Below are 5,185 nucleotides of genomic sequence, written 5' to 3'. Positions count from 1 at the left end.
AGAAGGAGAGACTCACGCCAGCGCGGATGTCCCAGCCGTCAAGGTAGCCTTCGTGGACACCTATGAGTGGATGCCTGGTAAGTTTTTCCTGGTTCATCGTGCGAACGGACACATTGGGACTGAGGAGTTAAACACGCTCGAATTTATCGGTTATGACCCTTCGAGCCAGACATACACATGCCACTGCTTCGATAGTCGCGGCAACTCCGACTTATTCCACGCCCATCTTCAAGACCACACCTGGACGATTGAGGGAAAATCATCGCGGTTCATAGGTCTGTTCAACAGCATTGGCAACACTTTGACAGGTCAATGGGAGCAGTCCAGCGACGGTTTGAATTGGCTCCCTTGGATGGATGTGAAGTTAACGAAAGTCTCGTAGACGATTCTCCATCAGCGCGGGAGTCGTAGGCTTACGCCAACAAAGCAGCGTTCCGCAGGAAGGGAGCGGCTATTGCACTTGGCGTTAGCCTGCCGGAGGCAAAGCAAATGCTCCTCAAGAGCATCGAGGCATTTATCATCAAACATTGGAAGCTAAACCATGTCACGAAAAGCAACAGTAACAAAACCCCAGACTCTACAGCCACCACTCACCCCTAGTGCCGAACTCCAACTCCTGAATGTATTTGTTGGCAAGTGGCCTACAGAAGGGCTGTCTTATGGAACTGGACAGTCGAAGGAAAACCCCTACGACTCACCCGTCCGGTGGATTGGGGCGGAAACCTACGAGTGGCTACCAGGTGGGTTTTTTCTCGTTCGTCACTTTAATGGGCAAATCGGCGACTTACCGATGAGTGGGATCGAAACAATCGGCTATGATGCTGTGAGCCAAACGTATTCCTCCCAAATATTTGACAACTATGGCAGAATTCATCTTGGCCAGCGGACGATCCGTGATGGTGTTTGGTCGTCATCGATCGGAACAGAATACCGTACCACGTATACATTTCGCAATGACGGTAATAATCTGGCTACCCATTGGGAGTGGTTAGATGGAGATGATTGGTCTGTCTTGACTGATTCAGAGGGAACTAAAGTCAATTAGGTAGCAAGCATGGATCGCTTAAATTAATTGAGAATTGAGAATGGAGAATTGCGGATGCGCGCTCGTCGGGTTCCCCGACGGTTTAGCGACCCAAATCACGCGGAGGTTCCCTCCGCATGTGTTTGGGTCAAGACAGCGCACCAAGCAGAGAATTGGGTTGTATGGTGTGGGGATTTAAACCCCTGTGTCTCGTTAATTTTCTAATTAAATATATGTAAATAAAAATAAAGTGACTTTATTTTTATTTACGAAAATACTTGCTCTTGTAATTTTTTTAAATATGAGTAAGTTGTGATTTATTTACAACCTACTTATATTTTAATTCAATTAAATTAATAACTAAAGCCTTTTTTGAGAGCTAATTGCACATCTTAAAATCAAACAATTTTAAGTGTAATTTGCAGATGATAAAAAGATGAGAATTAGCGTTACATTATTCTATTAAAGCATTTTTTATCTACTCCTTTAGAGAGAGTGATTTACTTTTTCGATCGATTAACTTTAAAGCATGGTCGATTAATTAGATTCTGAATTTAATTAACTAACCCAAATATTCCACTTTAAAACTAATCTGATGAAGAAGCTAATTTTACTAGCACTGGTATGTACGGGATTCGCAGTAACTACGCCCCTTACAGCACAGGCACTAGATTCAGACAAAATCGCTCAGTACGATCGCGAATACCAGTATCGTAACAACCAAAATCGCGACTACCAGTATCGTAACAACCGAAATCGCGATCGCCAGTTTTCTGTTTATTATCGCAACCGTAACGATCGGCAGTGGACTTTTGAGAGTAACCACTACAATCGCCGCGATGCCCGACAGGCCGCCAACAGACTGGAGCGGCGTGGGTATCAAACCTACGTTCAACTAAGTCGAGAAGTTAATCGTGGGAATCGAGGCTAATATCCGTAATTGAAGGCGTTGGCGCGGCTGCACTAATGCCTGATATCAAAATTAGAGATGACATTAATTTTGAGAACTTAAATCGATACCAAGAGCTACAATCGCGAGACCAATTCAAATAAAACAACAGAGAATTTACAATGAAAAAACAGCTTATTGCCTTAGCACTCCTGTGTTCCTCTCTTGCCCCTTTTGGCATGAGTAAACCAGCTAGCGCACAATTAGGTCAAAGTTCGATCGGCCCATCGGTTGAATTTGGTAACGGAACCGCATTTGGGGTCGATTCCAAATTTGGAATCAGCAGTAATTTGTCCCTGCGTCCATTTGTCTATTTTCCCAATAGTGGTACTAAGTTTGGTACGGCATTAACCTACGATCTCCCTCTCAGCAATAATGCGGAAACCCTCCAACTTACTCCTTTTGTTGGTGGTTCGGTAGACTTCAATACTGGCAATAGCAATAATAATACTACTAACTTTGGTTTGGTTGGTGGAGTCGATCTCGATCTTACCGATAGCCTCCGATTAAAAGGAGCAGTAAACGTACCGCTAAATAACGGTCAGGATCGAGACACAGCTTTTACTGTTGGGGCTGGTATCCGGTTCTAGAGTCTAACGATCTAAACAGCAACTAGGACATTGAATCGATCGATGTCCTGACACCAGAGTTTGAGGTAACAATGTCGAGTATTACTCTGAATTTAAGGAAGGGCGTAGATTCTTTGGTAGAGAATCTCCTTCATCCCAAGATCGACAAGCGGCTAATGTGGTTGCTGGTGGCAATTCCACTGCTCGGTATTGGTAGCTATGTTGGCTACAACCAATTAGTAACTGTACCCAAACAGCGGGCGCAGAGCAAGATTCAGACGGCAGCAGTCACGCGGGGGAATCTGACAATTTTGGTATCCGCCAATGGTACTGTGCAACCCGAAAGTTCGGTCAATGTCAGCCCCAAAACATCCGGTGTCTTAAAACGGCTGCTAGTCAAAGAAGGTGATTTTGTCAAGCCAGGGCAGATTGTCGCATATATGGACAATTCAAACCTTCAAGGGCAATTGCTCCAGGCACGGGGCAATGTTGCCGCTGCTCAGGCGAATCTGAATAAGGTTGTCTCGGGGAATCGATCGCAGGATATCGCCCAAGCGCAAGCTCAGGTTAATGAAGCAAATGCTGGTTTGAATAAGCTAATTGCGGGGAATCGATCGCAAGATATCGCTGGAGCTAAAGCTAACCTAAGTAAAGTTCAGGCGACGAACAGGCAAGCAGCCGAAGATTTACGCCGCAACCAACAATTACAAGCACAGGGAGCGATCTCTCAACAAGCATTGAGTACGGCTCGATCGACCCGTGATGGTGCCCAGGCGCAAGTAGAACAAGCCCAACAATCTCTAAATCTCCTCAATGCCGGATCGCGCCCTGAAGATATCGCCCAAGCCAGAAGCGTCGTCAACCAACGCCAACAGGCATTGAATTTACTCAAAGCCGGATCGCGTCCCGAAGATATCGCCCAAGCCCGTGCTGAAGTGATGGCAGCCCAAGGTGCAGTGACGATCGCGCAACGGATTATCGACGACACCACGATTCGCGCCCCTTTCGCGGGGATTATCGCTCGCAAATATGCCGATCCTGGTGCCTTCGTTACCCCCACAACGGCGGGTAGTGCGGTGACTTCGGCAACATCATCTTCGATTCTGGCTCTAGCATCCACCAATGAAATTGTGGCGCAGGTAGCCGAAGCCAGTATTTCCCAAATCCGTGTCGGGCAAGTTGCTGTAATTAAGGTGGACGCTTATTCTGGCAAAACTTTTGCGGGCAAGGTGACACAAGTTGCTACCCAGTCATTGGTGCAACAAAATGTGACCAGTTTTGAGGTAAAAGTAGCGGTTGCTGACCCCCAAAAACTGCTCAGTCAAGGGATGAATGTGACGATCGATTTCAAAGCCGGAGAACTAAATCAGGTGCTAGTTGTGCCGACGGCGGCGATCGTGCAACAGGCAAAGGCTCAGGGTGTATTTGTGGCGAAAACAGGCGGCGATCCGGTATTTACGCCGATCGTGGTGGGGACAACTGTTAATGATAAGACTGAAGTTAAGTCTGGTTTAACTGGGAACGAACGGGTTTTACTCAGTTTTCCACCTGGAACCCGTAGAGCCACTGCGATTACAGATGGCGGTTGACGATCGACAGCACTCTCTGAAACTACCATTTGTGGATATTTGAATTTATGCGTAGATCTACCCACCCCGCCCTACGGGCACCCCTCCGAGGAGGGGATTTGCCGGACAAATCTCTTTTGCGTCCATCTCGCCGTAGTAAGCGCAAGATTTCGCTGCTGGAAATATTTTTGATGGCAGTGGAAACCCTATGGAGTAATAGAGTCCGCAGTGGATTGACGATGCTGGGTGTAATTATTGGGATATCCTCTGTCATTGCGATTACTTCGATCGGTCAGGGTGTCCAAAAATCTACCGAGTCGAGTATTGCAGCATTGGGTACCAATATCCTCCAGGTGTCAGCAGCCGCAGCGAAAACGGGCGGCATCAGTCAGGGGGCTGGTTCTGCTAGTACACTCACCTGGGAAGATGCTCAGGCGATCGCCAAACAAGTCCCTGCTGCGACAGCGGTGTCAGCGTTCTTATACCGCCCAAGTGTTCAGGTGGTGCGGGGGAATGTCAACATTTCGATAACTGCCATCGGCACGGATTTAAACTTTCCAGAAGTGAGAAATGTCCGACCGGAATCAGGGGTATTTTTTCAGCAGCAGGATTTGGATACAGCCAAAGCAGTGGTGGTAATTGGTGCCAAAGTTCGAGACGATCTGTTTCCTGCGTCAGCAACGGCGATCGGTAGCGATATTCGGATTCAGAGTAAGCGTTATCGCGTAGTGGGGGTGATGGAGCGGAAAGGGGCTGTAGGGCTGCAAGATACGAATAATATGGTGTATCTGCCCCTAACTAATATGTCTGCGGAGATTGTTGGTAACAATGCGCTCACAGGTGTGGCAATTAACGGCTTTTGGGTAAAAGCGAGTAATCCCGACCAACTTGAAGCAGCGGAATTTCAGGTGGCGAATGTGCTCCGGCTGCGCCATGATATTCGCCCACCCAAAGAGGATGATTTTACTGTCACCAATGAAGTGGATCTGATTAAGACTCTCACGGGTATTATGGGGTCGTTGACGCTGATGGTGGGTGCGATCGCCGGAATTTCACTAATTGTCGGTGGCATTGG

The 5,185-nt window shown here is 47.4% G+C and carries 6 protein-coding genes; all 6 read left to right on the top strand.

Translation table 11 applies throughout. The features are described from left to right. A partial coding sequence (locus RMO52_RS20560) for a DUF1579 family protein (protein ID WP_310417992.1) occupies positions 1 to 382 on the top strand: 382 nt, incomplete at its 5' end. Positions 383 to 541: 159 nt separating this feature from the next. Continuing rightward, a complete protein-coding gene (locus RMO52_RS20555; protein ID WP_310417989.1) occupies positions 542 to 1,045 on the top strand; it encodes a DUF1579 family protein in 504 nt (167 codons plus the stop codon). Between the two features lie 574 nt (positions 1,046 to 1,619). Continuing rightward, on the top strand, positions 1,620 to 1,955 hold the full coding sequence (locus RMO52_RS20550) for a hypothetical protein (protein WP_310417987.1): 336 nt from the start codon (positions 1,620 to 1,622) through the stop codon (positions 1,953 to 1,955). 140 nt (positions 1,956 to 2,095) lie between these two features. Further along, complete coding sequence (locus RMO52_RS20545; protein WP_310417985.1) at positions 2,096 to 2,563, top strand: hypothetical protein; 468 nt, start codon at positions 2,096 to 2,098, stop codon at positions 2,561 to 2,563. Between the two features lie 71 nt (positions 2,564 to 2,634). Then, positions 2,635 to 4,131 carry a biotin/lipoyl-binding protein gene (locus tag RMO52_RS20540; RefSeq protein ID WP_310417983.1) on the top strand — a complete coding sequence of 499 codons (1,497 nt, stop codon included), beginning with the start codon at positions 2,635 to 2,637 and terminating at the stop codon, positions 4,129 to 4,131. A 47-nt stretch (positions 4,132 to 4,178) separates the two neighbouring features. After that, a partial coding sequence (locus tag RMO52_RS20535; RefSeq protein ID WP_310417981.1) for an ABC transporter permease occupies positions 4,179 to 5,185 on the top strand: 1,007 nt, incomplete at its 3' end.

Origin of the sequence: Chamaesiphon sp. OTE_8_metabat_110 (genome assembly GCF_031382685.1) — a bacterium.
Lineage (GTDB): Bacteria > Cyanobacteriota > Cyanobacteriia > Cyanobacteriales > Chamaesiphonaceae > Chamaesiphon.
This window is presented reverse-complemented; position numbering and strand designations above follow the sequence as displayed.

Coding starts and splice junctions, on each gene's coding strand:
- RMO52_RS20555 (WP_310417989.1), top strand. CDS start 542: ATGTCACGAAAAGCAACAGTAACAAAACCCCAGACTCTACAGCCACCA.
- RMO52_RS20550 (WP_310417987.1), top strand. CDS start 1,620: ATGAAGAAGCTAATTTTACTAGCACTGGTATGTACGGGATTCGCAGTA.
- RMO52_RS20545 (WP_310417985.1), top strand. CDS start 2,096: ATGAAAAAACAGCTTATTGCCTTAGCACTCCTGTGTTCCTCTCTTGCC.
- RMO52_RS20540 (WP_310417983.1), top strand. CDS start 2,635: ATGTCGAGTATTACTCTGAATTTAAGGAAGGGCGTAGATTCTTTGGTA.